This window comes from Duganella sp. SG902 (assembly GCF_013376005.1).
Lineage (GTDB): Bacteria > Pseudomonadota > Gammaproteobacteria > Burkholderiales > Burkholderiaceae_D > Rugamonas.
Window position 1 is genome coordinate 156,486 of record NZ_JABMJK010000005.1, and the last position, 25,952, is coordinate 182,437.

A 25,952-nucleotide genomic window follows, 5' to 3' on the forward strand; every position below is an offset into this window, starting at 1 on the left:
GAGAAGCGATGATTGAGTGGCATTGGCTGGCATTTGATGACATTCCGCGCGCTGACTGGTACGAAGTACTGCGTCAGCGCCAGGCGGTTTTCATTCTTGAACAAACCTGTTTGTATCCCGATATCGACGGCGCCGATCCGCTCTGCCATCACCTGATGGGCTGGCGCGAGATCGACGGCCAGCGCACGCTGGTGGCCTACCTGCGCTGCGTGCCGCCGGGCGTGAAGTTCGATGAGATGTCGCTGGGCCGGGTGCTGACCACGCAGGCCGGTCGCGGCAGCGGCGTTGGCCGCGAGCTGCTGGCCAAAGCGATTCCCCTGGCTGAACAGCTGCATCCCGGTTGGGACATCCGCATCGGCGCGCAAGCGCACCTGGAAAAATTCTATGGCGGTTTCGGTTTCAAGACGGTGACCGAGCCGTATGACGAAGACGGCATCATGCACGTCGACATGGTGCGCGCTAAAACGTCAGGATGAAACGCGCGCCGGCGCCCACCGCACGCGCGTAGCGCACGGTGCCGCCGTTGGCGTGCACCAGATGGCGCACCATCGCCAATCCGATGCCCCTGCCCTGTTTTTTGGTCGAGAAGAATGGCGTGAAGATGTGGGCGATCAGCGCCTCCGGCACTCCGGGGCCATCATCCGATACTTCGATGCGCAGGCGTCCGCCGCGGCTCAGGCGCGCGCCGACTTGCGCGCGCGTCGCCGCTTCCGCCGCGTTCTTCAATAAATTGATCAAGGCTTGTTCCAGCTGGCCGGGGTCGATCATCACTTCCAATGACGCCGGCTCGACCGAGAACGTCAGCCTGCCTTGCCACTGTGGTTCCAGCAGCGCTTTTAATCGTTCAAACAATTCTTCCAATAGCACGCGCTGCGGCTGCGCTTGCGGCACGGTCGACAGGCTGCGATAGCTGCTGACGAAATCCACCAGGCTGGCGGCGCGGCGCGCGATAGCGTCCAGCGCGGTGTCGAGGTCCGTATGGATGTCGTTTGGCAGATTGTCCTTTGCCTCGTCCAGCAGGCCGCAGGCGGTACGCGAGAGCGACGCCACCGGCGTCAGCGAATTCATGATCTCGTGGGTGAGCACCTGCACCAGCTCGCGCCAGGCGTTGAGCGCCTCCGCTTCCAGTTCGCTTTCCACCGGCATCAGGGCGGCCAGGCGCTGCGCGCTGCCTTGCACCGTGAGCGCGGAGATGGCGACCAGCGCACGCTCGACGCCACGTTCGGTGTCGAAGCTGACCAACTGGCGCTGGCCGACCGCCTGCGCGGCCAGCAATTGATGCAATTCCTGCGGGGTGCTTGCCCGGCCGGGCGCCAACAGCCGGCGCGCACGCGCGTTCAACGGCGCGACCGCGCCGGCGCCGCTGGCGTGGTCGATGCGGAACAGCGCGATCGGCGCGTGTTCAAGGCGGGCTTCCAACGCCAGCAGGGCGCCCGCCGGTGGTCCGCCATCATCCGGGATGGCTTGCGCGTGCGCCCGCGCGCCGCTCGCGCCAGGGCCTTCCATGCGCGGCGCGCGTGGAGCGAGGCGGCGCAGGCATTGCCAGAGCAGGCTGGCCGGCGCCAACGCAAGCAGTCCGCAAAGAACGATGCGGCGCGGCTCGGGCGCTGGCGCCAGCGCGTCCGCGGCGACCGCCAGCGCCATCAGGCCTGCGGCGCCGGCCGCCACGCCCCACTTGAGCGCGCGCTCAGATGCCATGCTTGCCCAGCTTGCGGTACAAGGCCGCGCGGCTGATGCCCAGCGTCTTGGCCGCGTGGCTGATATTGCCGTTGAACTGCGCCAGCGTGGCCGCGATCGCGGCGCGTTCGATGGCGTCCAGGGTCAGGTCTCCCCCGGCGGCGGCCGCCGCCACCGGGAACACGTTTGCCGCGTTGGCCACAGCCCCGGTCGGGGCGTTCGAGTCCGGCGCTGGCGCGAGCGTGACCGGCGCGGATGCGAGGCCGAAATCGCTGATGGCGTACTCGGCGCCCTGGCCGAGGATGACCGCGCGCTCGCAGGCGTGGCGCAGGGCGCGCACATTGCCGGGCCAATCGTGCCGCATCAAGGCATCCAGCGCGGATGCCGCGATATTGCGCGCCGGGCGCTGGTACTGTGTTTCATACAGCTTCAGATAATGCCGCAGCAGCAGCGGCACATCCTCGCGCCGCTCGCGCAACGGCGGCACGCGGATCACGATGGTGTTGAGTCGGAACAGCAAGTCGGCTCTGAACACCGAGGGATCGAACAGGCGCGCCTCGTCCAGATTGGTGGCGCTGATGATGCGCACGTCGATCACCTCCGGCTTGTCGGCGCCAATCGGCGTCACCTCGCGCCGCTCCAGCGCGGTCAGCAACTTGGCTTGCGCCGCCAGCGGCATGTTGCCGATTTCATCGAGGAACAGCGAGCCGCCGCGCGCCGCCTGGAAGCGCCCCGCCCTGTCGGCCTTCGCATCGGTGAACGATCCCTTGCGGTGGCCGAACAACTCGCTCTCGAACGTCGACTCGGGCAGCGCGCCCATGTCCACCGCCAGCATCGTGCCGGCGGCGCGGCGCGAGGCCGCGTGGATCGCGCGCGCCACCAGCTCCTTGCCGACGCCATTCTCGCCCAGCACCATCACATTGGCCTCGGTCGGCGCCACGCTGGCGATCAATCCTTTCAGCTCGCGCATGGCGCGCGACTCGCCCATCAATTCCGGCGAGCCGGTCGCGCCACCGCGCACCGCCTCGCGCCGCGCCAGGGCCTGATCGATGGCCGCGATCAGGCGCGCGTTATCCCACGGTTTGGTGATGAAATCCCCCGCGCCGCGCTTGAGCGCTTCCACCGCCAGCGGCACATCGGCATATGCCGTCATCGCGATCACGGCCGGCGGCCGCGCCTGCGCGCGCAGCAGGTCAAGCAGTGCCAGACCCTCGGCGCCGTTGATGCGACCGGGGGTGAAGTTCATGTCCAGCAGCACCACGTCCGGCACGCCGCGCGCCAGCAGGGCCGGCAAGCCCGCCGGATCGGACAGCGTGGCCACCTGACCGTGGCGGCGGCGCAGCAGCAATTGCGCGGCGGTGGCCACGTCGGCGTCGTCATCGAGGATCAGGATATAGGCGGACATGCGGCCATTCTAGCAGCCGCGCCGACGCTGTAAACGCCCATATTCCACGCCTGTTCGCTAGCGAACAGCGGCCACTGTTCATTTCCGGACACTTACCCGCCGCGCGTACGCAAAAACCGGGTTGTCAGCCATGGCACAGCGTTTGCAGTAAGGCCGGCATGCACATCAAAAAAAATTTCGACACCGCTCCGCCGCACAATGGCGCCACCATGGACGTGGTGGTGCCGCGCCGCCGCGGCAAACGCGTGGCCGCTATCGGCGTGCTGTTGGCCGCGATCGTGATCGGCGCGTACGCGTTGTGGTCGTGGATGCCGCGCGGCCTGCAGATCGACGGCGCCGACCTGCGCGTCGGCCAGGTCACGCGCGGCGTCTTTGTCGATGAAGTCATCGTGCGCGCCAGCGCGGAACCGCTCAATTCCGTCATTCTCGACGCGGTGGAGTCGGGTCGCGTGGAGGAGGTCTTTGCCACCGACGGCGCGCTGGTGAAGAAAGGCCAGCTGTTGTTCCGCATCTCCAACCCACAGCGCAACCTGGAACTGCTGGCGCGCCAGTCCGAGCACGCGGTCAGCATCTTCAATCTGTCCAATCTGCGCGTGTCGCAGGAGGCCAGCGCCAGCGAGCACCAGCGTCGGCTGGACGATCTGCAGTTCGCGCTCGACCAGGCGAGCAAGCAGCACGCGCGCAACGTCAGGCTGGCGGCGCAGGGCTACATCTCCGCAGTGGCGCTGGAAGAATCGGCCGACAAGCTCGCGCAGCAGCAGCGTGCCTTGCGGCAGGAGCAGCAGTCGGCAGCCGCCGAGGCGCGCGTGCGCGAACACGCCGAACAGCAGCTGGAGAGCGCCATCCATGGCCTGAATTCCGGCCTTAAACTGGTCTCCGCCACCGTGGAGGCGCTGGCCGTGCGCGCGCCGGTCGAGGGCCGCCTGACCAATTTCCGCCTGCAGGTGGGCGAGTCCATCGCCACCGGCAAGAACATCGGCCGCATCGACGATCCGGCGCGCTTCAAGCTGTCCGCCAGCGTGGACGAGTATTACCTCAACCGCATGGCGGTCGGCCGCCACGCCCAGGTGCAGCAGGATGGCCGCAACTACGCCGCCGACATCAGCACCATCTACCCGCAGATCAAGGACGGCCGCTTCACCGTCGAACTGATGTTCACGCAGGGACAACCGCCGGTGCTCAATCCCGGCCAGAGCCTGGACGCGCGCATCACGCTGGGCGAACCGGCCAGCGCGCTGCTGCTGCCCAACGGCGCCTTCATCAACGACAGCGGCGGCGCCTGGGTCTATGTGGTGGATGCGGCCGGCCGTGGCGCCGAGCGCCGGATGGTGCGCATCGGCCGCCGCTCCAACAGCCAGATCGAAGTATTGGACGGTTTGAGCGTGGGCGAAAAAGTCATTCTGTCCAGCTACGCCGCATACGGAAATTCTCCACGGCTGCAGATTTCGCAGTAACCTCTCACCACAACACACAAGGTAGACACACATGCTTAAACTCGTCGGCGTCAGCAAAATCCATCAAGCGGGCGAAATCCAGACCACGGCGCTGGACCGCATCGACCTGCATATCGAGGCGGGCGAATACGTCGCCATCACCGGACCATCCGGTTGCGGCAAATCGACCATGCTGGGCATTCTCGGCCTGCTGGATGTGCCCACGCGCGGCGAGTATTGGTTCGAGGGACAGAACGTGGCCGGCTGGAGCGAGGCGCAGCTGAACAAGTTGCGGCGTGGGCGTATCGGCTTCATCTTCCAGAGCTTTAACCTGATCGAAGAATTGACGGTGTTCGAAAACGTCGAACTGGCGCTGGAGTACAACGGCACCCCGGCGCGCGAACGGCGCGCACGCGTGACGGCGATGCTGGACAAGCTGGGGGTGGGCCACCGCGCCGCCCATCGCCCTTCGCAACTCTCGGGCGGTCAGCAGCAGCGTGTGGCGATCGCGCGCGCTCTGGTCTCCGGCCCGGCCGTGCTGCTGGCCGACGAACCGACCGGTAACCTCGACAGCGCCCATGGCGATGAAGTCATGCGCCTGCTGCGCGACATCAACGCCGAAGGCACGACCGTGGTGATGGTCACCCACTCGCCGGACCACGCCGCGCAAGCCTCGCGCACCCTGAACCTGCTGGACGGCCGCGTGATGGTCGACGCGCTGCAGGCCGCGTGATGTTGCGCGACTTCCGTCTCGGCTGGCGCCTGCTGCTGCGCCATCCGCTCAACACCGCAATCGAACTGCTCGGCCTTGCGGCCGGTTTCGCCGTCTGCATTGTACTACTGGCCTTTGTGTGGTACTCGTTCAGCTATGACCGCGACGTGCCGCAGCGCGAACAGGTGTATGTCATCAAGCACCGGCTGAACTTCATCCCGCAGCCGCAATGGATGGAATACACGCCGTTCGCCCTGCGCGGCGTGGCCTTGCAAAGCGGCCTGCCGCTGCAAGTGAGCGCCTGGTGGCCAAGCCAGGCGGCAGTGCATCAGGATGGCCGTGTGAGCCTGCTCGATATCACCGCCGTGGATCCCGCCTTTGAGCAGATCGCGGGACTGCGCGCGCTGCAAGGAGATCTGCAAGCGGCGCTCACCCGACCGGACGGCATGGCGCTGACACGGCAGGCGGCATTGCGATTGCTCGGCAGCGCGGAGGTGTTGGGACGCAATGTCGTGGTCAATGGCCAAACACTGCAGGTACGTGCGCTGCTTCCGGACCGTCCTTCCAACAGCACCATGCCATTCGGCGCGCTGGTGGGTACGGGCAGCGCGCTGTGGACGGAACAGGAACGGCAGGAGGTGTTGTCCAACTGGATGGGCATCAATGGCCGCATCTATGTCAAGACCAGCGTCGCCCCGCAACAGCTACAAGCGGCGCTGCAACACGCCATCGACACGGCGCCCTGGGCCAGCATGGCCACGCCGGAGATGAAGGCGGCGCTGGGCGGGCGCAAGATGGTCGACGTGGCGCTTGGTCCGCTGGCCGACGCTTACTTCGACCGCAGCGTCGCCAACACCATGGGCACCGGCCCGCGCGGCGACATGCGCATGGTGCTGGCGCTCGGCGCGATGGGCTTGCTGATCCTGCTGCTGGCGGTGGTCAACTACATCAACTTGGCGACGGTGCGCACGGTGCGCCGTCAGCGCGAGATCGCCGTGCGCCGTGTGATGGGCGCGTCCACCGGCCAGTTGCTCATCCAGTTCATGACGGAGGCGTTGCTGTTGTCGGTGTGCGCCGCCGCGCTGGGAGCGTTGCTGGCGTGGCTGTTGCTGCCGCTGGCGTCCGAGCTGTTGCAACGGCCGCTGGAGGGCACGCTCACGCCGCCGATGATCGCGGCCTGTCTCGCGCTGGGCGCGCTGGTGGGCGCGGTGGCGGGCATCTATCCAGGCTGGCTGGCCAGCGGCGTCGACATGCGCGCCACGCTGGCGCAGCGCAGCGGTGAAACGGCCGGCGGCGCATGGCTGCGGCGCGCGCTGACGGCCTTGCAATTCAGCGCCGCCATCGGCATGGGCAGCATGGCGCTGGCCATGCTGTGGCAAACCCAGTTCGCCGCCAGCGCGTCGCCCGGCTTCGATCCAGCGCCGTTGCTGGTGGTGGACAATCCGATCGCCCTGAACCAGCCGCCGGCCGATGCCCTGCGCGAGGCGCTGGCGCGCATCCCCGGCGTTGCCGGCGTGGCCTACAGCCGCAATGTGCCGGGCCGCGACGATCACACCGGCACGCGCGGCAGCCAGACGGTCCAGCGTGTGGATGGCAGCAGCGTGGCCATGTCGCTGCAGTTTGTCGGCGCCGATTTCTTCCGCGTGTACGGTGTGCCGGCGCTGGCCGGCCGCGTGTTCGACGTCCGCGAGGCCCATGCGGGCGGTGATGGCGAGGAAAGCGTGGTGCTCAATCCGGCCGCCGTGGTGGCGCTCGGGTTCAGCTCCGCGCGCGAGGCGGTGGGCCAGCGCGTCAACGGCACGCAGTTGCGCGTCGTGGGTGTGGTGCCGGACCTGCGCTGGGAAACGCTGCGCGATCCGGTGCGTCCGCTCATGTATCACTTGGCGCGCGACAGCGGCTTGTTCACCGTGCGCTTGAGCGGTACGCGCGCCGATGTGGAGCCGGCGATCGCCGCCTTGTGGCTGCGCTATTTCCCGCTCCAACCAGCGCTGATACGGCCGGCCGCCAGCTACTACGCGCTGGCGTATGCCGACGACCTGCGGCTGGTGCGTTTGCTGGCCTGCGCCACGATGGTGGTGCTGGTGCTGGCGTCGTTCGGGATCTACGTGATGGCGGCGCACAGTGTGCAGCGGCGGGCGCGCGAGATCGTGCTGCGCAAGCTGCACGGCGCCGGCCGCGCGGCGATCGCGCTGCTGGTGGGCCGCGAGTTTGTGCTGCTGACGGCGGCGGCGGCCGTGATCGCGCTGCCGCCGGCATGGCTGGCGATAGCGCGTTACCTGGCGCCGTTTGCCGAGCGTTCGCCGCTGGGAGTGTGGGCGCCTGTGGCGGCGCTGGCGTTAGCGCTGCTCATCGCGGCGGCGGCCACCGCCCGCCATACCTGGAGCGCCATGCGCCTGACACCGCTGTTGGTTTTGCACACCTGAATACGATTGAGGCCACATAAAAAAAAGCAGCCGAAGCTGCTTTTTTTTTGCGCAGGTAGCGATTACTGGATCGAGACCAGCGTGATGTCGAATACCAGCGTCGAGTTGGCTGGAATCCCGATACCATATTTACCGGCGCCTTGTGCGGTCGCACCGTAGCCGAGGCTAGGCGGAATGATCACGGTACGCGTGCCGCCAACCTGCATGCCAATGATGCCCGTGTTGAAGCCGGTAATGGTGCCGGCGCCGCCGACAGCAACGGTCAGCACCGCGTCCGACGCACCCAGATTGTCGTCGAACTTGGCCCCTTTACGGTTGGCACGGGTGCCGTCATACAGGTAACCGGCGTAGCGCACGGTGACGGTCTTGCCGCTGACGACAGCGGTGCCGGTACCGACGGTCTGGTCGATCGTGGTCAGCGTGGTTGGCGGCGGCTCGCTAGGAATGATCACCGCCTTGGTCACGTTGATCATCTCAAAGTCGTACACCAGCGGCGAATTGGCCTTGATGTCGGCCAGGATCCCGGTCGACGTCGACTGAGGGATGGTGTAGGCGCCAAACGCCAGGTTGGCCGGCAGCACCACGGTGCGCTTGCCGCCCGGCTGCATGCCCAGCAGCGCCTGGTCCCAACCAGGCGACACCGGCAAGCTACCGCCCGGCAAGGCGCCCACGCCCACCGTGCCGGTCTTCGGCGCGCCGGCGTCCACGCTGCTCTGAATCTTGGTGCCCTTGCCGTCGGACTTGGTCGAGTCGTACAGGTAACCCACATAGTGGAACGTCACGGTATCGCCGGCGGCCGCCGTCAAGCCGCTGCCGACCACGGTCTCGGTCAGCTTGTAGTCAGGCTGCGGCACTACAACCGCTGCCGGCGTCTTGGCGCCGCCGCCGCAGGCGGTCAACACCGCTACGCAGGCCGCAGCGGCGATAAATTGCAACATCGATTTCATTGTTTACCTTTGATGAGTATTCGTATTCGGTAGTCCCGGCGCAGAAGTTTAGCAGACCACGGCACTTCCACTCCCGGCACTACATTCAGTTACATTTTTTTGTCTTCAAATTTCCACTTGCGTGCCAAGTTCGATCACACGGTTGGGCGGAATCTGGTAGTAGTCGGCGGCGCCGCGCGCGTTGCGCGACATGGCCACGAACAGGTGCTCGCGCCAGGTCGCCATGCCGGAGCCGGGCGCCGAGATCACGGTCTGGCGGGCGATGAAGAACGAGGTTTCCATCATCTCGAACGGCAGGTCCAGGCACTCGCACAGGCGCATCACGCGCGGGATGTCCGGTTCGTCCTTGAAGCCGTAGTAGATATTGAGCTGGTAGCACTGGTGGCCCAGGTCCGTCACCTTGACCTGCTCGGCCTCCGCCACGTACGGCTCCTCGATGATGTGCACCGTCAGGAACACCACGCGCTCATGCAGCACCTTGTTGTGCGACAGGTTGTGCAGCAGCGCGTGCGGCACGCCATCGCTCTCGCCGCGCATGAAGATGGCGGTGCCGTACACGCGCGTCGGCGGCGCCACGAACAGCGAGGACAGGAACTCCTCCAGCGGAATCGCGTGCTTCTGCAGGTTTTCGAACACCAGCTCGCGGCCGCGCTTCCAGGTCAGCATCACGGTGAACAGCACCACGCCCAGCAGCAGCGGGAACCAGCCGCCGTGGAACAGCTTGAGCGTGCTGGCCGAGAACAGCGCGATATCCAGCGCCAGGAAGAAGCCGGTGGCGCCAAAGCACAGCAGCAGCGGCAGGTGCCAGCGGTAGCGGATCACGAAGAAGGTCAGCACGGTGGTGGCCAGCATGGTCGCGGTCACGGCGATGCCGTAGGCGCCGGCCAGCTTGTCCGAGGAACCGAAGCCCACCACCGCCAGCAGCACCACGCCCAGCTGCAGCCAGTTGACCGCCGGGATGTAGATCTGGCCGATCTCGGTGGCCGAGGTGTGCAGGATGCGCATGCGCGGCAGCAGGCCGAGGGCGATGGCTTGCTTGGTCATCGAGAAGGTGCCGGAGATGGTGGCCTGCGAGGCGATCACCGCCGCCAGCGTCGACAGCACCACCAGCGGGTACACGCTCCACTCGCCCAGCTGGTGGAAGAAGGGATTGTCCACCGCGCCCGGATGCGTCAGCAGCAGCGCGCCCTGGCCGAGGTAGTTCAGCGCCAGCGCCGGGAACACGATCATGAACCAGGCGGCGCGGATCGGCTTCTTGCCGAAGTGGCCCATGTCCGCGTACAGCGCCTCGGCGCCGGTCAGCGCCAGCACCACCGCGCCCAGCGCGACGAAGGCGATCATGCGGTTCTCGTACAGGAAGCGCAGCGCGTGGAAGGGATTGAGCGCGGACAGGATCTGCGGCGCCTCGACGATGTTGACCACGCCCATCGCGGCCAGCGCGGCGAACCACACCACCATGATGGGGCCGAAGAAGCGGCCGATGCCGGCGGTGCCATGGCGCTGCATCGCGTACAGCGAAATCAGCACGATGATGGTGAGCGGGACGATGTACTGCTCCAGTCCCGGCGCCGCCACCTCCAGGCCCTCGATCGCGCCCAGCACCGAGATGGCGGGCGTGATCACGCTGTCGCCGTAGAACATGGTGGCGCCGAACACGCCCAGCAGCATCAGCGGATAGTGCCAGCCCTGCGCCACCTTGCTGACGGAATTCAGCGCCAGCGCCATCAGCGCCATGATGCCGCCCTCGCCGCGGTTGTCGGCGCGCAGCACCAGGCTGACGTATTTGAGCGACACGATGACGGTCAGGCCCCAGAAGATCAGCGAGATGATGCCCAGCAGGTTGCCTTCGGTCAGCGCCAGGCCATGCTCGGGATCGAAGACGGTTTTGAGGGTGTAGAGGGGGCTGGTGCCGATGTCGCCGTAGACGATGCCGACAGCGGCCAGGGTGAGTGCCGCGAGACTGCTTTTCTTGTGTTGCTCGGTCAAGATTGCACCTGTTGTTGTTTTGGTGCATTGCACAATAGGCCATGAACGGGCAAAAGGCAAGAATATTTTGGCATGGGAAGTCGTTCCAAAAGATCAATACCGAGAGTGTACGCCGCCACGGACGCGAGCGCGAGCGCAGCGCCTGCGGAGCGCGCGCGGATGAGGGATAATGACCGACTTTTCCTTACATTTCGCAGTTGCGCCCCATGAATCCAGGTATTTTGTACGCGACGTCGGCCTTTCTGTGCTGGGGCTTGTTCCCGCTGTACTTCCACGCCATCGACGAGGTGCCGCCGCTGCAAATCCTGGCGCACCGCATGCTGTGGTCGCTGCTGTTCCTGGTGCTCGTACTGACCGCGCGCCAGCAGTGGAAATGGCTGCCCAGGGTGCTGCGACAGCCGCGCGTGCTGCTCAGTTTTGTGGCCAGCGCCCTGCTGCTGACGGCCAACTGGGGCGTCTACATCTGGTCGGTCAACAACGGCCACGTGATCGACGCCAGCCTGGGCTACTTCATCAACCCGCTGTTCAACGTGTTGCTGGGGCTGGTGGTGCTGAAGGAGCGCCTGCGGCGCGGCCAGTGGATTTCCGTCGGCGTGGCGGCGGCCGGCGTGGCCTGGCTGACCTGGCAGGCCGGCCAGATGCCGTGGATTGCCCTGATTTTAGGCATCACCTTCGGCGGCTATGGCTTGCTGCGCAAGACGGCGGCCCTGGCGGCGCTGGAGGGCTTGTCGCTGGAGACCATGATCCTGTTCCCGCTGGCGCTGATGTACGTGCTGTGGCTGAGCTTTCATGGCCAGAACGCCTTCCTCAACACACCGCACGACAGCACCCGCTGGCTGCTGGCGGCGGCCGGGCCGATCACCGCCATCCCGCTGCTGCTGTTCGCGGCCGGCGCGCGCAGGATCCCGATGGCGGTGCTGGGCCTGCTGCAATACCTGTCGCCCACCATGCAGGCGCTGCTGGGCGTGTGGGTCTTCCACGAAGCCTTCACTGCCGACCGCCTGATCGGCTTCCTGATCATCTGGGCGGCGCTGATCCTGTACGTGGCCGAGGGGCTGTGGGTGAGCCGGCGCGCTAAATAGTGGGAAGATGGCGGGATTTATCGTATCCTGTCGTCCTTCCCTGCATTTCTACCAATTTTTTCACCGAGATTCTCAATGGCAAATTACGTCTATACCATGAACCGCGTGGGCAAAATCGTCCCGCCCAAGCGCCAGATCCTGAAAGATATTTCGCTGTCCTTCTTCCCGGGCGCGAAGATCGGCGTGCTGGGCCTGAACGGCTCCGGTAAGTCGAGCTTGCTGAAAATTATGGCAGGCATCGACACCGACATCCAGGGCGAAGCGCGCCCGATGCCGGGCCTGAGCATCGGCTACCTGCCGCAGGAACCGCAGCTGGACCCGGAAAAAACCGTGCGCCAGGAAGTCGAATCCGGCCTGGGCGAAGCGTTTGAAGCGCAAGCCAAGCTGGAAGCCGTGTACGCCGCCTACGCCGACGAAAACGCCGACTTCGACGCCCTGGCCAAGGAGCAGGAGCGGCTGGAATCGATCATCGCCGCCGCCGATGGCGGCAACCTGAACCTGCAACTGGAGATGGCCGCCGACGCGCTGCGCCTGCCGCCGTGGGATCAGAAAATCGGCGTGCTGTCCGGTGGCGAAAAGCGCCGCGTGGCGCTGTGCAAGCTGCTGCTGTCCAAGCCCGACATGCTGCTGCTCGACGAGCCGACCAACCACCTGGACGCGGAATCGGTGGAATGGCTGGAGCAATTCCTGGTGCGCTTCCCGGGCACCGTGGTCGGCATCACCCACGACCGCTACTTCCTCGACAACGCCGCCGAATGGATCCTGGAACTGGACCGCGGCCACGGCATTCCATGGAAGGGCAACTATTCCTCGTGGCTGGAGCAGAAACAGGACCGCCTGAAGCAGGAAGAGGCCACCGAGTCGGCGCGCCAGAAAGCGCTGCAAAAAGAGCTGGAATGGTCGCGCCAGAATCCGAAGGCGCGCCAGGCCAAGTCGAAGGCCCGCCTGGCCCGCTTCAACGAGCTGAGCGAATACGAATACCAGAAGCGCAACGAGACCCAGGAGATCTTCATCCCTGTGGCCGAGCGTCTGGGCAATGAAGTGATCGAATTCAAGAACGTGTCCAAAGGCTTTGGCGACCGCCTGCTGCTGGACAACGTCTCGTTCACGATTCCGCCGGGCGCCATCGTCGGCATCATCGGCCCGAACGGCGCCGGTAAGTCGACCCTGTTCAAGATGATCGCCGGGCTGGACACGCCGGACAGCGGCGAGGTGGTGATCGGCAAGACCGCGAAAATCTCGCTGGTGGACCAGAGCCGCGACAAGCTGGCCGACGCCAAGACCGTGTTCGAGGACGTCTCGGGCGGCGCCGACATCCTGAGCGTGGGCCGCTTCGAGATGCCGTCGCGCGCCTACCTGGGCCGCTTCAACTTCAAGGGCGCGGATCAGCAGAAGATCGTCGGCAACCTGTCCGGTGGTGAGCGTGGCCGCCTGCACCTGGCCAAGACCCTGCTCAAGGGCGGCAACGTCCTGCTGCTGGATGAACCGTCGAACGATCTGGACGTGGAAACCCTGCGCGCGCTGGAAGACGCGTTGCTGGAATTCGCCGGTTCCGTGATGGTGATCTCGCACGACCGCTGGTTCCTGGACCGCATCGCCACCCACATCCTGGCGTTCGAGGGCAACTCGCAGGTCACCTTCTTCGACGGCAATTACCAGGAGTACGAAGCCGACAAGAAGAAACGCCTGGGCGAGGAAGGCGCCAAACCAAAACGCATCCGCTACAAGCCGTTGACCAACTAAGCGGCTTCAGGCGTTGCGCGGCGCCAGCAGTGCCTTGCTGGCGCCGGTTCCGCCCGGCTACTCATCGGCGATCCGGCCGGGGGCGACCCGCAGGCCTATATCTTTCAGCCGGGCGATCTGATCCAGCATGCCCAATACCATCAATGAATAAAGCAAAGCGGAAGACGCTTCTTTTCTCAAGATAGCATCGACCGCATAGTCGGCAAACAAGGGATACGCCAGGAACAGCAGGCTCTATGGAATTACGATGGAGATTGCATGGAGGCGCAACAGCATCGCCATCATCACCTGATCGCGCCGGACTATCCCGGCTTCGGCAACAGCGGCACGCCGTGCTGCGCCAGCTTCGCCCGTGTCGAAGTGGGCTGACGCTCTACACAAAGCAAAAGGGCCGGGAGCGATGCCCCCGGCCCTCTGAACGTAATGAATTATCCCGCTATGCGCTTAGAAGTTGTAGCGCAGGCCAGCGGTGATGGCGCCGGCTTTGCGGCCGGTGTCGATGTCGCTCTTGCCGTAGTTTTCATACTCCAGCGAGACCTTCACGTTTTTGTTGATGGCGTACTCGCCGCCCACCGAGGCGTACAGCGCGGTTTTGTTTTCGCTGCCGCTGACCGATGCGATACCGGAGGTGGTCACATCGTTGTGGTTGCGCGCCACGCCCAGTTTGCCGAACACGGCAAAGTCGCGGGCCACCGGCCAGGTGCCTTTACCAGCCAAATAGTACGAGTGCGCGTCGGTGTTCAGACCGCCGGCCGCACCACCCTGGGTGTAGTTGTAGCTGCGTTTGCCGAAGTCGGTATAACCGGCTTCCACAGCCCAGGTGCTGTCGATGTTGTAGCCACCGTAGATTTTGCCAGCGGCCTTGGTGCCGCTGTGGTTGTCGCTGCTCAGGGCGCCGGCGCCGGCCGCGTCACTGAAGTCGTAACGGCTGCCGACCACGCCAGCACCGATGTAAGCGGTGCCGGGCGCGTCCTGCGTATTGGATTGTGCGTAAGCTGCGGTGCCACCCAGGGCGGCTGCGGATGCGACTAAAGCGAACAGAATTTTTTTCATGATTTTGATCTTTCAGCAAAATGGTTGAAGCGGACTTGCTTGGGATCGCAGTTGCTATGAATTGCGATGTGTCCAAGATAGCACTCCAACCAACACCTGTGGTCACCGAATTAGTAAGAAGTGTGACGAGATGTAAGCCAAACGATCATTGGCAAATTTCAAGATGCGCCAAACTTAAGACGAGCTTAAAATTCTTCCCATTCTGTTGCCGGTTCTTTAACGGCAGACTTGGTGAGCGCCGGTTTGGGCAGCGTGGCAGTGGGACTGTTGGCCACGCGGCGCGGTGCTGGCGCTGGTGCTGGCGCGGCCGGCCGCGGCCGGGGCGGCGCGGACAGCGCGGCGGCCGATTGCTCCACCGTGAACACGCTGACCAGCTCGGCCAGCCTGCGCGCCTGCTCCTGCATCGCCTCGGACGCCGCCGCCGATTCCTCCACCAGCGCGGCGTTCTGCTGCGTCACCTGGTCCATCTGGATGATGGCCTGGTTGATTTGCTCGATGCCGGTGCTCTGTTCGCTGTTGGCGGCCTGGATGTCGGCCATGATGTCGGTCACGCGTTGGATGCTGGCGACGATCTCGCGCATGGTCACACCGGCCTCGTCCACCTGGCGCGCGCCGGCGCCCACCTTGCTGACCGATTCGTCGATGAGCTGCTTGATTTCCTTGGCCGCCGTGGCCGAGCGCTGCGCCAGCGTGCGCACCTCCGACGCCACCACCGCGAAGCCGCGTCCCTGCTCGCCGGCGCGCGCCGCCTCCACCGCCGCGTTCAAGGCGAGGATGTTGGTCTGGAACGCAATGCCGTCGATCACGCCGATGATGTCGGCAATCTTGCCGGACGATTCGTTGATGGCGCCCATGGTGCCGATCACCTCGTCCACCACCGCGCCGCCCTTTTGCGCCACGGTGGAGGCCGAGCGCGCCAGCTCGTTGGCCTGGCGCGTGTGGTCGGCGTTTTGCTTGACGGTGGAGGTCAGCTGTTCCATCGACGAGGCGGTTTCCTCCAGCGCCCCGGCCTGCTGCTCGGTGCGCGCCGACAAGTCCTGCGTGCCACTGGCGATCTGCGCCGAGGCGGTGGCGATCAGATCGGTGCCGCTGCGCACCTGTCCGACAATGCCGCCCAGGCTGTCGCGCATGGACTTCATCGCATACAGCACGCTGCGGTCGTCGTTCTGGCGCACCGCCACGTCCACGGTCAGGTCGCCGCCGGCGATCTTGCCGGCCACCTTGGCCACCTCGGCCGGCTCGCCGCCCAGCTGGCGCGTCAGCGCGCGCGTGATCTGCACGCCCAGCGCCAGGCCGGCGGCCAGGCTGGCCACCACCAGCACCAACATCAGCGTCAGGCTAAAGCGGTACAGCTCGCTCGTGGCCGCGGCCTTGGCGCTGGCGCGGCTTTCCTTGAGGTCGGTCATGCCGTCCATCAGCTTGTCCAGGCGGTCGGCCTGCTGGCGCACGGCCACTTGCGCGCGTTGCGCCGCCTCCGAACGTTGCGCCAGCGGATCGGCGCCGGCGGCGTCGAGTGCGGCCGTCATCAGGCGCGCATATTCGCGCGATGGCTCCACGTACTCGTCCAGCAATTGCTGGCCCTTGGGCATCACGAACAGCGGACGCGCCTTGGCCAGGTAATCGTCCATCGCGGCCAGGTAACGCTTGATGTCCGCGCGCAGCTTGTCGCGTTCCTCGGCGGTTTGCGCGGCCAGGAAATTATTGCGCGCCCGGCCCGCGTAGACCAGGTTTATATTGGCTTCCTTGATATAAGACAGTCCGAGCAGGTCTTCGCGGTACATGGTGTCCGCCGCCTCATTCAGTTTGCTCATGCTGAAGATGCCAACGCACGCCACGATCGCCCCCACGATCGCGATGCTGCTGAAACCCGAGATGAGTTTGGTACCGACTTTCATGTTGCTAAACATAATGTCCTCCCATGTGGTAGACGAATACGATAGCAGCCTGTGGCCGGTATTGCTTCACTTCTTGCCGCGAGTGTGGCCCGTTTCAGACAATCAAGCGGAACGTCAAATTGACGCGCGGACCGCGCGGTGCGCGCTCCTTGTTAATGCCGTGCAGCCAGTGCCGCTGCAGCGCGCCCGCCATCAGCAACAGGCAGCCGTCGCCCAGCGCCAGCTTGACGGTTTTCGGCAGTTGCCGGTGCTTGAGGATGAAGGTGCGCGGCGCGCCGAAGCTGACCGAGGCGATGGCCGGCTCCGGTCCCAGCTCGCGCTCGTCGTCGGCGTGGAAGCCCATGCTGTCGCGCTCGTCGCGATAGTAATTGAGCAGCACACTGTTGAAGCGCCGCCCGGTGACGCGCTCGACCGCCTGCTTGATGTGTAGTTGCAGCGCGGTGAACGGTTGCGGATGAAAAGTCTTGCCGGAGTAGCGGTAGCTGGCCTCGCCATGCCAGGCCGACAGGCGCGGCTGCATGTGCAGCTTGCCCCAAACCTGGATTTGCTCCGCGCGCCAGTCGGTCTCGGCCAGCAGGCGCCGCATCACCTCGTCAGGAGGCAAGTCCAGCGGCAGGCGCTGCTGGAACCACAGTTCGCCATCCTCGATCGGGATCGGCGCAAGGCGGGTATCGTCGGCAAATAAGTCCATGCGCGGTATGATACCGGCACCACGCATTCTAGGAGTCACCGCATGAAAAAACGCCAGTTCCTGGGCACGGCCGCGCTGGCCGGCTTGTCCGCCGCCATGACGTTGCCGGCGCGCGCCGCCGCCGCCGGCGGCCCTGCCCTGCTCACCGTCACCGGCGCCATCGGCAGCGGCAACCGCGGCAAGCTGGACCCGGTGCGCGACCAGATGATGTACAAGCAAAAGCTCAGCTTCGACAAGGCGTACGCGTTCGACTACGCCGCGCTGACGGCGCTGCCCGCCATCACCATCAAGCCCACGCTGGAATACGACGGCAAGCAGCACACGCTGCGCGGTCCCTTGCTATTGGATGTGATGAAGGCGGCCGGCGCCAAGGTGAGCGACAACAGCAAGCTGGTGCTGCGCGCCATTGATGGTTTTGCCGCCACCGTGACGGTGGCGCAAGCCAGGGCGCAGCGCTACATCGTCGCCACGCATCTGGATGGCGCACCGATGGCGCTGGGTGGATTGGGACCGCTGTGGGCGGTCTACGACGCCGATAAAGTCCCCGAGATGGCGGCCAAACCGTTAGCCGACCGGTTTGGCTTGTGCCCGTGGGGCCTGTATCACATCGAGGTTCAGGCGTAGGCTTCGGCCAGGCTCATCACGCGCGGCGTGATGGTGATGCCGATGCCGTTGAACAGCGCGTTGATGGCGGCCATGTTGGCCTCCAGCTCTTCCGCTTTCCAGCCCTCGAACAGGTCGGTGCCGGCTTTCTGGAAGTGCAGGTCCAGCACCTTGCCGCGGTCCTTGTGGGTGTAGCCGCCGCTGTAGGTTTGCTTGAAGCCCAGCGCGGCCAGTTGCGCCAGCACCTCGGTCGGCGGATTGTCAGGATCGGTGGCGATGAACACGCCAAAGGTCTTGCCTGGCGGCTTGGCTGCGACGTCGACGTCGTAAATCCCTGGCGCTTTCGTTACGGTCGTACTTTTCAGAAATAACATGTTCTACCCCTACTATCCAGTTTTTGGCGCCGGTTAAGCTTGCCGCTTGAAAACATTCTAAGAATCAAGCTTATTGCTAATTCAGAGGTTTGTCGACTGATACGGGTACTTATTTTGTGAATTCGTGGCAATACAACTGCAAAACGTGGCGCGGACCGCAGCTATATCTACTTAAAATATAGTTGTTAAGTAGTAATTTACAAGGAGTTGCGCGCCGATACGCTATTTCTCCACTTTTCGGCGCGCCAACTCAGTGGTCGGAGCGACAAGAGACCGATACAACGCTCCGGTTTCCTCGTCCCAGGCACTGACGGCCTGCTGCTGGCGCGCCACCGTGGCCATGTCGCCGCGCGCGATGGGGCCGCTCAGCGCGGCCGCCGCGCCCAGCCGGAACACATTCGCCATCGACTCAGCGGCCAGCGGCTGCGCCAGCTGGCGCGCCACCGGTTCCGGAATGCCGGCGGCCTGGTAGGCGCGCAACGCCGCGTCCAGCACCGTCACCAGATAGTTACTGGCGAACACGGCGGCCGCGTGGTACACGGTCTTGGCCTCGGCCTTGATCGGCACCGGTTGCGCGCCGATCGCGTGCAGCGCCGGCGTCAACACCGCCAGCGCGCCCTCGTCCCCCTCGATGCCGCAGAAGGTGCCGGCGAATTGCGCCGCCACCACGTCCGGATCGGCGAAGCTGCGGATCGGATGCACGCTGGCGACCAGCGCGCCGGCGTCGCGCGCGGCCTGGAGGCGGTCCGACGCCAACGCGCCGCTGCAATGGAACACCACGCTGCCAGCGAGAGGCACGGCGCGCGCCAGCGCCGCGCAGGCCGGCGCGATCTGGTCGTCCCCGACCGCCAACACGTGCACGGCGGCCGGCTGCAATTGCCCGTAGGCCGTGGCCACGCCGCCGGCGCCGATGAAGGCCACCGCCTCGCGCGCCGAGTCCGCCGAACGCGTCAACACTTGCTGGATATGGAAACCTTGCGCGGCCAGCAAGCGGCCCAGCACACGCCCGACGTGGCCGGCGCCGATCAGATTCACACTGGCGGACATCAGAACCCCGATCCGGGTTGCTTGAGATATTCGACCTCCGCCGGCGTCGACGGACGGTTGAGAATGGCATTGCGGTGCGGGAAGCGGCCGAAGCGCTGGATCACCTCGCGATGGCGCCTGGCGTAGTCCAGCATGCCGGCGAGGCCCTGGTTGCCGGGCTCCGACTCGGCCAGGCGCGTGAACAGGGCAACCGCCCGCTCCTGCATCGCCAAGTCTTCCGCGTGCTCCAGCGGCAAGTAGACAAAGGCCCGCTGTAAAGGCGTGAGTTGCTGGTCCTCGCCGGCGTCGATCATGTCCAGCGCGGCCTGCAAGGCCAGATGGTCGCCGGCGAACGCCAGCGGCGTGCCACGATACACGTTGCGGCAAAACTGGTCCAGCAGCAGGATGCGCGCCAGCGCGGCTTGCGGACCCTCGGCATCCCACTGGTGCAGGTCGCCTTCCAGCGCCTGCGCGATCTGCTCGCCAAAGCGCTGGTCGATGTCGCGATCGAACGCGTCGTCCTTTTGAAACCATTCGCGGCGCACGCTATCGGCGCCGGCGAACCAGAAATCGAATACCGCCTGGGCTTGTGGGTTCATGTTCAGTTGCGTGCGTGAGTGAGCTGGAAGCTGTGGATGCCGTCGAATTCGGCCAGCTCCGCCGATAATACCGCCATCGGCGCGCCGCTGCGTTTACTCAGGGCGATCGCGACAAAGCGCCACTCCTGCATGCCACCTTCGCTGCCGATCATCATCGAACCGCCGGCGATTTCATAACCGCGCTGCAGCGCCATGGCCCGCAGCGCCGGCTCCTGCGGCTTGTAGCCGGCCTTGAAGCGCATGGTGATGGCGATCGCGTGGCGCGACGGCAGCCATGCCTCCACCCGGGTCAGGAAAATCATCGAGCCGGCGCACAGCATCGCCAGCCCGATCGCGCCCAGGTAAAAACCGACGCCGACCATCACGCCGATCACCGACGAGGCCCAGATCGAGGCGGCGGTGGTCAGGCCGCTGATGTTGAAGCCCTCGCGCATGATCACGCCTGCGCCCAGGAAGCCGATGCCGGTCACGATGCCCTGGATGACCCGGGTCGGGTCGGAATTCACCAGGTATTGCGACACGTGGCCGCCGAACCAGTGCCCCGGATAGCCGCCGATCACGGTCAGCGCGGCCGACGCCATGCACACCAGGCCGTAGGTGCGCATGCCGGCCGCACGGCCGTGGTAGGAACGTTCATACCCGACCAGCAAGCCCAGCAACAAGGCGCCCAGCAAGTTCAACAGGACCACCGCGTTGGTGGCGAGCTCCGAATGCGACCAATACGCTTGCAGGAATTCAATAGCGGGCATGACGGGCCTCTTTATTTTTTAAGTTGTTTTTCGAAGGCGATATCCAGTTTGCTCATGCGCTTGGGGGCTTCCGGCGCGATGGTCTTGACGAAGGCGACAAAGTCATCCAGCTCCATTGGCGGACACAGCGGCGGATTGCCGGCGCCGTCGGACAGGAAGAAGTGGCCGCTGCCGGTCACCGACATCGAATACTTTTCGTTGCCGGTGCGGCGTTTCAGGCGGTCTACGGCCGTGGTGGCCTTGGTTGCGCGTCCACTCATAGGATCTCCGTGCGGGTGTGTAGCCAGGCCAGCGCGTCGCCGGACAACAGTGGCGACAGGCGCTCGCGCACTGTGGCGTGGTAGTGGTTGAGCCAGCGTTTTTCATCGTCGCGCAGCAACGAAGGCTCGATGCAGCGCGTGTCGATCGGACACAGGGTCAAGGTTTCAAAGTCGAGGAATTCGCCGAACTCGGTCTGGCCGGCGGCGCGGTTCAGCACCAGGTTCTCGATGCGGATGCCCCAGCGGCCGGGACGGTACAGGCCGGGCTCGATCGAGGTGATCATGCCCGGCTCCATGGCCGTGTGCGCGTCCGGCATGGTGTTGGGCGAGATCGATTGCGGGCCTTCGTGCACGTTGAGGAAGTAGCCGACGCCATGGCCGGTGCCGTGGCCGAAATCCATGCCTTCGGCCCACAGTGGCGCGCGGGCGATGGCGTCCAGCATCGGCGATTTGGCGCCGCGCGGGAAGCGCGCGGCCGATAGCGCGATCATGCCTTTCAACACCAGCGTGAAATCGCGGCGCTGCTCGTCGCTGATGCGGCCCACCGCCACCACGCGGGTGATGTCGGTGGTGCCGCCCAGATATTGGCCGCCGGAATCGATCAGCAGCAGATTATCGCCCACGATGACGGCGTGGCGCGCTGCGGTGGCGCGGTAATGCATGATCGCGCCGTTGGGGCCGAAGCCGGCGATGGTGGCAAAGCTCGGGCTGATGAAGCCGGGACGGCGCGCGCGCGCGGCGGTGATTTGCTTGTCGATCTCGACTTCGGTCAGCGGGGCGCGGTCGGGGTTGGCCAGGGTTTGTTCCAGCCAGGTGAAGAATTCGCACAGCGCGGCGCCGTCCTGCTCCATGGCGGCGCGCACGTGGGCCGCGTCGGCCTCGCTCTTGCGCGACTTGGCCAGCGTGGTGGGGTTGATCGCTTCAACCACCTTGACCTGGGCCGGAATCCACTGACGGGTGCCGTGGGTCACGCGGCGCGGATCGAGCAGCATGACGGCGTCGGCCGGCAGCGCGGCCAGCGCGGCCAGCGCGGCGGCGGCCGAGGCGTAGGGGGCGACGTCGACGCCATCGTCGGCCAGCGCCGCGCTCAGCCCGGCGGAAATCTTGCCCTCGGCGACAAACAATATGGCGCGGGTGGGAGTGATCAGGGCGTGCGACAGGAAAATCGGATTGAAATTGACGTCGGCGCCGCGCAGGTTGAACAGGTAGGCGATGTCGTCCAGCGTCGATATCAGGTGGCAGTTGGCGCCGGCCTGTTGCATGGCGCCGCGCAGATCGGCCAGCTTGCCGCTACGGCTTTTCGATGCGTAGGGGGGCAGATGCTCGTAGATCGGCGCGGCCGGCAGGGCCGGACGATCCAGCCAGACCTGTTCCAGCAGGTCGAGATCGGTGCGCAGGTGGACATCTTTGGCGTCCAGCGCGGTTTGCAGCAGGCGGGCGATGGCCAAGCCAAGCACGGCGCCGTCCACGGCCAGGGTCTGGCCGGCTTTCAGCTGACTTGCCAACCAGTCAACATATTGCACGCTGGCGCCGGAGGCCAGCTTCATCAGCTGGATGCCGGTGCCGGCCAGTTGCTGCTCGGCCTGGGTCCAGTAGCGGGCGTCGGTCCAGACGCCGGCGAATTCCGGCGTGATGATCAGGGTGCCGACCGAGCCCGTGAAACCGGAAGCCCATTCGCGGCCCTGCCAGCGTGCGGGCAGATATTCGGACAGGTGCGGATCGGCGGAGGGCACCATCAGCGCATCAACTTGCCGCTGGCGCATCGCGGCCCGTAATCGCGCCAGGCGTTCGATGACTTCGGAAGGGTCTGGAGTATCCATGGGACATTTCAAAATAGCTTGCCTCCATGATACCTCGATTACTTGATCCGCCGCTAAATGGCTGTGCACGCGAAATGATTCAATGGTCCAGCTTGTTGTGTTAACAACGCGGGACTATATTGATCATGATCGTCTCATTCCGTCATAAAGGATTACGCAAGTTTTACGAGACCGGCAGCGTGGCGGGAATACAGCCCAGCCATGCCGCACGGCTACATTTGTTATTGAATACACTGGAAATCGCTCACGTCGCGGAAGACATGAATAAAGCAGGATATAAATTTCATTCCCTTCGGGGCTTCATCAAGCCGCGCTGGGCCGTGGAAGTCAACGCAAATTGGCGCCTGACATTTGAATTTGATTCAGGCAACGCTCAACAAGTGAATTACGAGGATTATCACTAATGGAAATGTACAACCCGATGACACCAGGCGAGTTTATTATTGAGGTTTATTTGAAGCCTTTAAATCTCAGCGCACACGATTGCGCTGAGAAAATGGGTATCGCGCCATCGACACTCAATCGCATTTTAAATGGCAAGGCCAAAATAACGCCGGCCATGGCGAAACGCTTTTCCGCCGCCTTGGGAGGTTCGGTGCAGAGCTGGAACAACCTGCAGGCGCTGCACGACCGTTGGCTGGAGCGGCAGCGCAACGCGGCGTGACGTGCCGGAAATTGGCGGGTTTGTGCCAATAATTGGCATAATCAAGGGGCAAAAAAGCCCTCAGGCCTGATAACGCCGCAATCCCTCCAGGTCCAGGATGCGGATGCCGCCGTAATCAAGGCTCAGCAATCCCTGCTTTTCCAAAAGCTGCAACGCCTGGTTCGCGCGCTGGCGTGAGGCGCCCAATATTAATCCCAGCTCCTCCTGCGAGATATGGACGATTTTCTCCAGTCCGGGATATAAATGCGAATGAAACATCGAAGCCAGGCAACGTGCCACGCGCGTATCGGGATTTAACAGCCGGTCATTCTCCACCATTCCGATAAACTGCCCCAAACGCTCGTTCAACTGCATCAGCAGGAACCGCGTAAAAGGCAAACTATTATCCAGCAGCCACCTGAACGTCGCGACCGGCATGCGTGCGATCCGGCTGTCCCGCAAAGCCATGGCATCGTATTTTAAAACCTCGTTTTTTAAAACCGTGCCCTCGCCAAACCAGCCGCCCGGCGGGACGCCGGTAAAAGTCACGCTTTTACCATCCGACGAGAAATTATTCATCTTCACCATGCCGTCGATAATGCCCAGCCAGTTTTCCACCATATCGCCCTTGCGGCAGACATAACCACCCTTCGGGACAAAGGTTTCAAAGGTATCGGCCTCGACGCGCGCCATTTGTTCCGGCGTCAGGTCTTTGGCCCAGATCGCCGTGCGTAGCGCTTCCTTCAAAGTAACTTGGTTTCGATCAGACATTTTTTGCAACGCATCATAGAAAAGTCGGTGAATTGTCGCCGAAAAGACAACCTGCCTTCTCGCGGCACGCTAATATCATCACACAAAAAGAATCGGCAACAGGAGACACTGGTGCAAACTAAATACGAGACTTTTCCTCGCCGCTTGCTCGCGCACGGCCAGGTCAGGCCGGGAAAACCCGCGTTTCGCGAAAAGTATCTGGGCATCTGGCAAAGTTGGAACTGGGCCCAGGTCAATGACGAAGTGCGCGCCCTCGCCTGCGGTCTGGCCGCGCTCGGCTTCGAACGCGGCATGAACCTGGCCATCATCGGCGACAACCGCCCGCGTTTGTACTGGTCCATGTTGGCCGCCCAATGTCTGGGGGGCGTCCCGGTACCACTGTATCAGGACGCGCCCGCCGCCGATATGGCCTATGTGCTGGAAAACGCCGAAATCCGCTACGCCATCGTCGAAGACCAGGAGCAAGTCGATAAATTGCTCGAATTGCAAGCGTTGTACCCGCACATCCGCCACGTCGCCTACGACGACGAACGCGGCATGCGCCACTACCGCCAGCCAGGCCTGGTTTCCTTCGCCGACCTGCAGGAGATGGGTCGCGCGTGGGACCAGGCCCATCCCGGCTTTTTCGACGCCGCCGTCGCCGCCGGCCAGGCCAGCGACAACGCCATCATCCTCTACACCTCCGGCACCACCGGCAAGCCCAAGGGCGTGTGCCAGACCCACGCCGCGCTGCTGGCGGCCGGCGACGGCGGTGTCGGCTTCGAAAAACTGACCGACGAGGAAGACATCCTGTCCTACCTTCCGATGGCGTGGGTGGGCGACTGCCTGTTCTCGTTCGCGCAGGCGCTGACGGCCGGCTTCACCGTCAACTGCCCGGAATCGGGTGAAACCGTGATGACCGACATGCGCGAAATCGGCCCAACTTATTACTTCGCCCCGCCGCGCGTGTTCGAGAACATGCTGACCACCGTGATGATACGGATGGAGGACGCCGGCGCCATCAAGCGCCGCATGTTCCACTACTTCATGGGCGTGGCGCGCCGCTGCGGTGCGCAAATATTGGACAACAAGCCGGTGCCGCTGGCCGACCGCCTGCGCTACGCCGCCGGCCGCATGCTGGTCTACGGGCCGCTGAAAAACGTGCTGGGCATGTCGCGCATCCGCGTCGCCTACACGGCCGGTGCAGCGATCGGTCCCGATCTGTTCCGCTTCTACCGCTCAATTGGCGTCAATTTGAAGCAATTCTACGGCTCGACCGAAACCTGCGCCTACATCTGCCTGCAGCCGGATGGCCAAATCAAGTTTGACAGCGTCGGCCTGCCGGCGCCTGGTGTGGAGGTCAGGCTGGCGGAGAACGGCGAAGTTCTGGTGAAATCGCCAACGTTGATGGACTGTTACTACAAGCGCCCGGATGCCACGGCGGAAGCGATCGACGCCCAAGGCTATTTCCACACCGGCGACGCCGGCCTGTTCGACCACGAGGGCCACCTGAAGATCATCGACCGCGCGGCCGACGTCGGCCGCATGAACAGCGGCGCCATCTTCGCGCCCAACTACGTGGAGAACAAGCTCAAGTTCTTCCCCTTCATCAAAGAAGCGGTGGTGTTCGGCCACCAGCGCGACCAGGTGTGCGCCTTCATCAACATTGACATGGAAGCGGTGGGCAACTGGGCCGAGCGGCGCAGCATCGCCTATTCCGGCTACACCGACCTGGCCGCGCATCCGGCCGTCTACGGGCTGGTGCGCGATTGCATCGAGCAGGTCAACGCCGACCTGGCGGCCGAGGCCGGCATGGGCGACACGCAAGTGCACCGCTACCTGGTGCTGCACAAGGAGCTGGACCCGGACGACGATGAACTGACCCGCACGCGCAAGGTGCGCCGCAAGTTCATCGCTGAAAAGTACGCGGTGCTGATCGACGCGCTCTACGGCGGCAAGACCTCGCAGTACATCGAAACGCAGGTGAAGTTTGAGGACGGCCGCAGCGGCCTGGTGGCGGCGGACCTCAAGATCGAGCCGTGCAAGACCTACCCTGCCGTGCAGGCAGCGGCATGACCGAG

The 25,952-nt window shown here is 64.5% G+C and carries 25 protein-coding genes; 10 read left to right on the plus strand and 15 right to left on the minus strand.

The window, feature by feature from the left end; translation table 11 throughout:
* The first annotated feature begins 8 nt into the window (after positions 1-8).
* On the plus strand, positions 9-476 hold the full coding sequence (locus tag FHW83_RS12740) for a GNAT family N-acetyltransferase (protein ID WP_176646729.1): 468 nt from the start codon (positions 9-11) through the stop codon (positions 474-476).
* Here FHW83_RS12740 and FHW83_RS12745 read toward each other — a convergent pair.
* The gene (locus FHW83_RS12745; protein ID WP_176646730.1) at positions 460-1,698 is read right to left on the minus strand and encodes a PAS domain-containing sensor histidine kinase; all 1,239 of its coding nucleotides are present in this window, start codon (positions 1,696-1,698) and stop codon (positions 460-462) included. The genes FHW83_RS12740 and FHW83_RS12745 overlap by 17 nt on opposite strands.
* Positions 1,688-3,082, minus strand: coding sequence for a sigma-54 dependent transcriptional regulator (locus FHW83_RS12750; protein WP_176646731.1), 1,395 nt, complete (start codon positions 3,080-3,082; stop codon positions 1,688-1,690). Before FHW83_RS12750 ends, FHW83_RS12745 begins: the two co-directional genes overlap by 11 nt.
* 158 nt (positions 3,083-3,240) lie before the next feature.
* On the opposite strand from FHW83_RS12750, the gene FHW83_RS12755 reads away from it, so the two are divergent.
* Genes FHW83_RS12755 through FHW83_RS12765 form a run of 3 tightly spaced genes read left to right on the plus strand, consistent with a single transcriptional unit; the run spans position 3,241 to position 7,650 of the window.
* The gene (locus FHW83_RS12755) at positions 3,241-4,536 is read left to right on the plus strand and encodes an efflux RND transporter periplasmic adaptor subunit (protein WP_229224158.1); all 1,296 of its coding nucleotides are present in this window, start codon (positions 3,241-3,243) and stop codon (positions 4,534-4,536) included.
* Positions 4,537-4,567: 31 nt separating this feature from the next.
* Positions 4,568-5,248 (plus strand): ABC transporter ATP-binding protein, encoded by a 681-nt coding sequence (locus FHW83_RS12760; protein ID WP_176646732.1) that lies wholly within the window; start codon positions 4,568-4,570, stop codon positions 5,246-5,248.
* On the plus strand, positions 5,248-7,650 hold the full coding sequence (locus tag FHW83_RS12765; protein ID WP_218106271.1) for an ABC transporter permease: 2,403 nt from the start codon (positions 5,248-5,250) through the stop codon (positions 7,648-7,650). Before FHW83_RS12760 ends, FHW83_RS12765 begins: the two co-directional genes overlap by 1 nt.
* A gap of 62 nt (positions 7,651-7,712) precedes the next feature.
* Here FHW83_RS12765 and FHW83_RS12770 read toward each other — a convergent pair whose 3' ends face one another.
* Positions 7,713-8,588: an FKBP-type peptidyl-prolyl cis-trans isomerase gene (locus FHW83_RS12770; RefSeq protein WP_229224159.1), complete on the minus strand. Its 876-nt coding sequence runs from the start codon at positions 8,586-8,588 to the stop codon at positions 7,713-7,715.
* 114 nt (positions 8,589-8,702) lie between these two features.
* Positions 8,703-10,583: a potassium transporter Kup gene (locus tag FHW83_RS12775; protein WP_176646735.1), complete on the minus strand. Its 1,881-nt coding sequence runs from the start codon at positions 10,581-10,583 to the stop codon at positions 8,703-8,705.
* Between the two features lie 206 nt (positions 10,584-10,789).
* On the opposite strand from FHW83_RS12775, the gene rarD reads away from it, so the two are divergent.
* Both rarD and ettA read left to right on the plus strand, forming a co-directional pair.
* Positions 10,790-11,665 carry an EamA family transporter RarD gene (gene rarD / locus FHW83_RS12780; RefSeq protein WP_176646736.1) on the plus strand — a complete coding sequence of 292 codons (876 nt, stop codon included), beginning with the start codon at positions 10,790-10,792 and terminating at the stop codon, positions 11,663-11,665.
* 75 nt (positions 11,666-11,740) lie between these two features.
* The gene (gene ettA / locus FHW83_RS12785) at positions 11,741-13,408 is read left to right on the plus strand and encodes an energy-dependent translational throttle protein EttA (protein ID WP_176646737.1); all 1,668 of its coding nucleotides are present in this window, start codon (positions 11,741-11,743) and stop codon (positions 13,406-13,408) included.
* A gap of 57 nt (positions 13,409-13,465) precedes the next feature.
* On the opposite strand, the gene FHW83_RS12790 is transcribed toward ettA, so the two are convergent.
* The 4 genes from FHW83_RS12790 to FHW83_RS12805 all read right to left on the minus strand — a co-directional run bounded on the left by FHW83_RS12790 (position 13,466) and on the right by FHW83_RS12805 (position 17,047).
* Positions 13,466-13,618 carry a hypothetical protein gene (locus FHW83_RS12790; RefSeq protein WP_218106261.1) on the minus strand — a complete coding sequence of 51 codons (153 nt, stop codon included), beginning with the start codon at positions 13,616-13,618 and terminating at the stop codon, positions 13,466-13,468.
* Positions 13,619-13,852: 234 nt separating this feature from the next.
* Positions 13,853-14,461, minus strand: coding sequence for an outer membrane beta-barrel protein (locus tag FHW83_RS12795; RefSeq protein ID WP_176646738.1), 609 nt, complete (start codon positions 14,459-14,461; stop codon positions 13,853-13,855).
* 185 nt (positions 14,462-14,646) lie between these two features.
* Positions 14,647-16,356 carry a methyl-accepting chemotaxis protein gene (locus tag FHW83_RS31150; RefSeq protein WP_304506224.1) on the minus strand — a complete coding sequence of 570 codons (1,710 nt, stop codon included), beginning with the start codon at positions 16,354-16,356 and terminating at the stop codon, positions 14,647-14,649.
* Positions 16,357-16,450: 94 nt separating this feature from the next.
* Positions 16,451-17,047, minus strand: a complete 597-nt coding sequence (locus tag FHW83_RS12805; protein WP_176646740.1) for an alpha-ketoglutarate-dependent dioxygenase AlkB — start codon at positions 17,045-17,047, stop codon at positions 16,451-16,453.
* A gap of 42 nt (positions 17,048-17,089) precedes the next feature.
* Between FHW83_RS12805 and FHW83_RS12810 the strand changes: the two genes are divergently transcribed.
* A complete protein-coding gene (locus FHW83_RS12810) occupies positions 17,090-17,671 on the plus strand; it encodes a molybdopterin-dependent oxidoreductase (RefSeq protein ID WP_176646741.1) in 582 nt (193 codons plus the stop codon).
* Here FHW83_RS12810 and FHW83_RS12815 read toward each other — a convergent pair.
* The 6 genes from FHW83_RS12815 to FHW83_RS12840 form a co-directional block, all read right to left on the minus strand.
* Complete coding sequence (locus FHW83_RS12815; protein ID WP_176646742.1) at positions 17,662-18,024, minus strand: hypothetical protein; 363 nt, start codon at positions 18,022-18,024, stop codon at positions 17,662-17,664. The two genes, FHW83_RS12810 and FHW83_RS12815, sit on opposite strands and share 10 nt — an antisense overlap.
* Before the next feature lie 222 nt (positions 18,025-18,246).
* Complete coding sequence (locus tag FHW83_RS12820; protein ID WP_176646743.1) at positions 18,247-19,071, minus strand: Rossmann-like and DUF2520 domain-containing protein; 825 nt, start codon at positions 19,069-19,071, stop codon at positions 18,247-18,249.
* Positions 19,071-19,649, minus strand: a complete 579-nt coding sequence (locus tag FHW83_RS12825; RefSeq protein ID WP_176646744.1) for a DUF924 family protein — start codon at positions 19,647-19,649, stop codon at positions 19,071-19,073. Before FHW83_RS12825 ends, FHW83_RS12820 begins: the two co-directional genes overlap by 1 nt.
* Positions 19,650-19,651: 2 nt before the next feature.
* On the minus strand, positions 19,652-20,398 hold the full coding sequence (locus tag FHW83_RS12830; protein ID WP_176646745.1) for an MgtC/SapB family protein: 747 nt from the start codon (positions 20,396-20,398) through the stop codon (positions 19,652-19,654).
* Positions 20,399-20,409: 11 nt separating this feature from the next.
* Positions 20,410-20,658: a hypothetical protein gene (locus FHW83_RS12835; RefSeq protein ID WP_176646746.1), complete on the minus strand. Its 249-nt coding sequence runs from the start codon at positions 20,656-20,658 to the stop codon at positions 20,410-20,412.
* Positions 20,655-22,478: an aminopeptidase P family protein gene (locus FHW83_RS12840; RefSeq protein ID WP_176646747.1), complete on the minus strand. Its 1,824-nt coding sequence runs from the start codon at positions 22,476-22,478 to the stop codon at positions 20,655-20,657. Before FHW83_RS12840 ends, FHW83_RS12835 begins: the two co-directional genes overlap by 4 nt.
* A 125-nt stretch (positions 22,479-22,603) precedes the next feature.
* On the opposite strand from FHW83_RS12840, the gene FHW83_RS12845 reads away from it, so the two are divergent.
* Positions 22,604-22,882, plus strand: coding sequence for a type II toxin-antitoxin system RelE/ParE family toxin (locus FHW83_RS12845; RefSeq protein ID WP_176646748.1), 279 nt, complete (start codon positions 22,604-22,606; stop codon positions 22,880-22,882).
* The gene (locus FHW83_RS12850; RefSeq protein WP_176646749.1) at positions 22,882-23,142 is read left to right on the plus strand and encodes a HigA family addiction module antitoxin; all 261 of its coding nucleotides are present in this window, start codon (positions 22,882-22,884) and stop codon (positions 23,140-23,142) included. The genes FHW83_RS12845 and FHW83_RS12850 overlap by 1 nt, the downstream gene beginning before the upstream one ends.
* Positions 23,143-23,202: 60 nt before the next feature.
* Here the strand turns inward: FHW83_RS12850 and FHW83_RS12855 are convergent, their stop codons facing one another.
* A complete protein-coding gene (locus FHW83_RS12855; protein WP_176646750.1) occupies positions 23,203-23,892 on the minus strand; it encodes a Crp/Fnr family transcriptional regulator in 690 nt (229 codons plus the stop codon).
* A gap of 108 nt (positions 23,893-24,000) precedes the next feature.
* Between FHW83_RS12855 and FHW83_RS12860 the strand changes: the two genes are divergently transcribed.
* A complete protein-coding gene (locus tag FHW83_RS12860) occupies positions 24,001-25,947 on the plus strand; it encodes a long-chain fatty acid--CoA ligase (protein ID WP_218106273.1) in 1,947 nt (648 codons plus the stop codon).
* The last annotated feature ends 5 nt before the right edge of the window (positions 25,948-25,952 follow it).

What these genes read in the sequence shown, in the direction of transcription:
- FHW83_RS12740 (WP_176646729.1), top strand. Translation starts at nt 9, where the DNA reads ATGATTGAGTGGCATTGGCTGGCATTTGATGACATTCCGCGCGCTGAC.
- FHW83_RS12745 (WP_176646730.1), bottom strand. Translation starts at nt 1,698, where the DNA reads ATGGCATCTGAGCGCGCGCTCAAGTGGGGCGTGGCGGCCGGCGCCGCA.
- FHW83_RS12750 (WP_176646731.1), bottom strand. Translation starts at nt 3,082, where the DNA reads ATGTCCGCCTATATCCTGATCCTCGATGACGACGCCGACGTGGCCACC.
- FHW83_RS12755 (WP_229224158.1), top strand. Translation starts at nt 3,241, where the DNA reads ATGCACATCAAAAAAAATTTCGACACCGCTCCGCCGCACAATGGCGCC.
- FHW83_RS12760 (WP_176646732.1), top strand. Translation starts at nt 4,568, where the DNA reads ATGCTTAAACTCGTCGGCGTCAGCAAAATCCATCAAGCGGGCGAAATC.
- FHW83_RS12765 (WP_218106271.1), top strand. Translation starts at nt 5,248, where the DNA reads ATGTTGCGCGACTTCCGTCTCGGCTGGCGCCTGCTGCTGCGCCATCCG.
- FHW83_RS12770 (WP_229224159.1), bottom strand. Translation starts at nt 8,588, where the DNA reads ATGTTGCAATTTATCGCCGCTGCGGCCTGCGTAGCGGTGTTGACCGCC.
- rarD (WP_176646736.1), top strand. Translation starts at nt 10,790, where the DNA reads ATGAATCCAGGTATTTTGTACGCGACGTCGGCCTTTCTGTGCTGGGGC.
- ettA (WP_176646737.1), top strand. Translation starts at nt 11,741, where the DNA reads ATGGCAAATTACGTCTATACCATGAACCGCGTGGGCAAAATCGTCCCG.
- FHW83_RS12795 (WP_176646738.1), bottom strand. Translation starts at nt 14,461, where the DNA reads ATGAAAAAAATTCTGTTCGCTTTAGTCGCATCCGCAGCCGCCCTGGGT.
- FHW83_RS31150 (WP_304506224.1), bottom strand. Translation starts at nt 16,356, where the DNA reads ATGAAAGTCGGTACCAAACTCATCTCGGGTTTCAGCAGCATCGCGATC.
- FHW83_RS12805 (WP_176646740.1), bottom strand. Translation starts at nt 17,047, where the DNA reads ATGGACTTATTTGCCGACGATACCCGCCTTGCGCCGATCCCGATCGAG.
- FHW83_RS12810 (WP_176646741.1), top strand. Translation starts at nt 17,090, where the DNA reads ATGAAAAAACGCCAGTTCCTGGGCACGGCCGCGCTGGCCGGCTTGTCC.
- FHW83_RS12815 (WP_176646742.1), bottom strand. Translation starts at nt 18,024, where the DNA reads ATGTTATTTCTGAAAAGTACGACCGTAACGAAAGCGCCAGGGATTTAC.
- FHW83_RS12820 (WP_176646743.1), bottom strand. Translation starts at nt 19,071, where the DNA reads ATGTCCGCCAGTGTGAATCTGATCGGCGCCGGCCACGTCGGGCGTGTG.
- FHW83_RS12825 (WP_176646744.1), bottom strand. Translation starts at nt 19,649, where the DNA reads ATGAACCCACAAGCCCAGGCGGTATTCGATTTCTGGTTCGCCGGCGCC.
- FHW83_RS12830 (WP_176646745.1), bottom strand. Translation starts at nt 20,398, where the DNA reads ATGCCCGCTATTGAATTCCTGCAAGCGTATTGGTCGCATTCGGAGCTC.
- FHW83_RS12835 (WP_176646746.1), bottom strand. Translation starts at nt 20,658, where the DNA reads ATGAGTGGACGCGCAACCAAGGCCACCACGGCCGTAGACCGCCTGAAA.
- FHW83_RS12840 (WP_176646747.1), bottom strand. Translation starts at nt 22,478, where the DNA reads ATGGATACTCCAGACCCTTCCGAAGTCATCGAACGCCTGGCGCGATTA.
- FHW83_RS12845 (WP_176646748.1), top strand. Translation starts at nt 22,604, where the DNA reads ATGATCGTCTCATTCCGTCATAAAGGATTACGCAAGTTTTACGAGACC.
- FHW83_RS12850 (WP_176646749.1), top strand. Translation starts at nt 22,882, where the DNA reads ATGGAAATGTACAACCCGATGACACCAGGCGAGTTTATTATTGAGGTT.
- FHW83_RS12855 (WP_176646750.1), bottom strand. Translation starts at nt 23,892, where the DNA reads ATGTCTGATCGAAACCAAGTTACTTTGAAGGAAGCGCTACGCACGGCG.